Genomic DNA, 232 nt, shown 5'->3' on the forward strand with positions numbered 1-232 from the left:
ATACGTAATAATGATTCCTGCTCCTTCCCTGTCCTGAACCAGTACAGGAAACTCACTTCTTGGCTGGCTTGAGTCAAGAAGTGAGTTTCCTGTACTGGTTCAGGACAGGGAAGGAGCCGGAATCGAAAACTGTTTACTTTCATCTTTCACACGAATAGTATGCGACAGCATGGCTTTTATTAAAGCCGTAATTGGCAAATTGGACAATCAGATCATATATTTGCTGCGCTGT

1 pseudogene is annotated in these 232 nt (G+C 43.1%); it reads right to left on the reverse strand.

The features are described 5' to 3' along the window. Positions 1-157: 157 nt before the first annotated feature. A pseudogene (locus P6709_RS20720) lies at positions 158-232 on the reverse strand (hypothetical protein); the annotation flags it as partial.

Source organism: Jeotgalibacillus sp. ET6 (assembly GCF_029667115.1).
GTDB lineage: Bacteria > Bacillota > Bacilli > Bacillales > Jeotgalibacillaceae > Jeotgalibacillus.